The organism is Yersinia sp. 2542 StPb PI (assembly GCF_048593855.1).
GTDB lineage: Bacteria > Pseudomonadota > Gammaproteobacteria > Enterobacterales > Enterobacteriaceae > Yersinia > Yersinia enterocolitica_E.
In genome coordinates, this window is sequence record NZ_JAZGQA010000326.1 from 1 (window position 1) to 2,393 (window position 2,393).

A 2,393-nucleotide genomic window follows, 5' to 3' on the forward strand; every position below is an offset into this window, starting at 1 on the left:
ATATATTCTATGTAATTCATAAAGATAAGTCGCATAGTTGGGACTTTTTGAGGAAATGTTCACGGAACCCCAAAATGCGAGATACTAATTAACTGATTGTTATACAGTCACTTTATACGCATTCAGCTTTGGTTATGGAATTTTCTGGGATTTCGGCGTAGAAACCCCTCATTGGACCTCAAACCCCTACTGTCTGCATTACAGCGTGTTTTTGCTCGAACCGTGTTTTTTCAGTAGGTCGGCAATGGCTTCGTCTAACAATCGACTTTTTGGAATACGGGTATCTTTAGATAACTCATTGAATGGTTGAACCAATTTGTTATCTAGTGAGGAGGTAAAGCGTGTGCGGTTTTTCAGGAAAGGCTCAGCCATAAGTCACAATCTGTCATCAGAATTCGGCTTTTGAGTGTAAACAGATGCAATATAGTTAATAACTGGTTTAAGATAGTGTCTATATAGGCACTATTTATTGTCTATTAAAATAATAATGCGATATGAACCAACCAACACCAGAGCCGCCTGCTTATCCTTCTCAGGCGGTTTTTTTTGCTCATTTTTAGCGATTGACAGCTTAAGACATCAGGCATAGTATTTTGAAAGTACTGTGTTTATATACAGTTATTTTTTGTTTTTTGTTTTTTGTTTTATTTTTAATTATGTCGAAGAGGAAAATACGATGAGTGGTGGAGACGGTATAGGTCATAACAGTGGTGCGCAGAGTACGGGTGGGGTAAATGGTGGGCCGACCGGGCTGGGTGGTGGAGGCAACAAAGGTGGCGGAGTTGGTTCGGGCGAGGGGGCGTTTAAAGTGGCCTCAAAGCGGTCAGAAGGCGGTTGGCTAAACAGCTATAATGCTGCAGGTCAGTTGATAGGTTCAACGCGTGAATCAGGTAATGGCAGTGGTAATAGTGGTAACGGTGGCGGATCTGCTAATAATGATGCTGAAAAGGCTAAACTGGCTGCAGCTGAGGCCCAACGTCAGGCGGAAGAGGAGGCAGAGAGAAAACGAAAAGCGGTGGAAGATGCGGCGAAGTGGGATGCGGCCCACCCCATTGAAGTGGCGGAACGGCTGGTGAACGAAGCTCAGCAACGCATTAATCAAGCCCAGCAGGATAAGTCAGCCGCAGAGCAGCGCGCTACGGGTCATGATGTTGCCGCGAATAATCTGCAGAATGAAGTATCACCACTGCTAAAAGAAGCACAGGCACTCAGAGCGGAGTTCGAGAGTCTGGCTAAAGGTGGTGCGTTAGATCCGTCAAACCCCAATCGTGGTCTTTATGCGAGGGCGCTGGGCATAAATGGAGAAGCCTCGCGTAAAAAACAAGCGGCTGATGATAAGCAAGCCGGTGCAGAGCGTGAACGAGCGGCGGCGTCTCAGGCCAGAAACGAAGCTAATACAGTGAGCCAACGGTTAGAACAACTGCGACAGGAGAAGGTAAACGCGGAAGCTCACTTGAATGCGGTTCGTCAAAAAGTGGAGGAGGATAAAAAAGCTCAAGAAGAAAATGACGCGGTGAAAGATGCGGTTAAATTTACTGCGGATTTTTATAAGGAGCTTACAGATAAGTTTGGCGAGCAATCCGGCAAGGTAGCAAAAGAATTAGCGGAAGTGGCCAAGGGAAAAACCATCAAGAATGCTGATGAAGCATTAAAAGCGTTTGAGAAATACAAGGATGTGCTGAATAAGAAATTTAGCGTGAAAGACCGAGAGGCGATAGCGAAGGCGCTGGAGTCGATTGATCGAGAGGTGATGGCGAAGAATTTGGCCAAATTCAGTAAGGCGTTTGGGGTTGTAGGCTCATTTATTGATCTCTCTGATGTTGTTCTTGAACTTAAAAAGGCTATAGAAACTGATAACTGGCGCCCATTCCTTGTGAAGGTTGAATCTCTGGTTGCTGGTAAAGCTGCCACAGGGTTAACAGCCTTTGCTTTCAGTGTAATTATAGGCTTACCTCTGGGTATTATTGGGTTTGCTTTAATCATGGCGGTGGTTGGTGCTTTTATTGATGATTCCTTTGTTGACTCTATTAATACGCAGTTAGGCATTTAATAGATATTAGGCTAATCGGCTAGGTTCTCATCTGGCCGTTTCTTACTAATAAATAGTGAGATGATGCTGATTGGAATGGCAAACACAAAGCAAAACAGCCAAAAAATAGCACGTAACCCATTTTTACCTATATCTTCTTTGAAAAAACCCTTATGCCAAAATTCTTTTTTGGTGAATTTTAACGCTATGGTTTCGATTGTTAATTTTGAAAGAGGGAATAGTGGGCCGCTAATCAGCGAAAACACTAACATAAAAAGTTGTTTATCAGTATGCTGTTTGGTCATCCAGTCATAAATCATAATGGCGACTGGAATCAGCCCCCAAAAAATATTCCTTAAATAAT

General features: G+C 43.5%; 3 protein-coding genes. 1 reads left to right on the top strand and 2 read right to left on the bottom strand.

All coding sequences use genetic code 11. From position 1 onward, the window contains the following. Positions 1-198 precede the first annotated feature (198 nt). Positions 199-372, bottom strand: coding sequence for a ribbon-helix-helix domain-containing protein (locus tag V1952_RS21200; protein ID WP_420072486.1), 174 nt, complete (start codon positions 370-372; stop codon positions 199-201). A 232-nt stretch (positions 373-604) separates the two neighbouring features. Between V1952_RS21200 and V1952_RS21205 the strand changes: the two genes are divergently transcribed. Further along, entirely contained in the window at positions 605-2,050 is a 1,446-nt protein-coding gene (locus V1952_RS21205) for a colicin-like pore-forming protein (protein ID WP_420075486.1), read from the top strand. 11 nt (positions 2,051-2,061) lie between these two features. Here V1952_RS21205 and V1952_RS21210 read toward each other — a convergent pair. Further along, positions 2,062-2,393 (bottom strand): colicin E1 family microcin immunity protein (locus tag V1952_RS21210; RefSeq protein ID WP_420075487.1); only part of this gene is annotated, 332 nt, incomplete at its 5' end.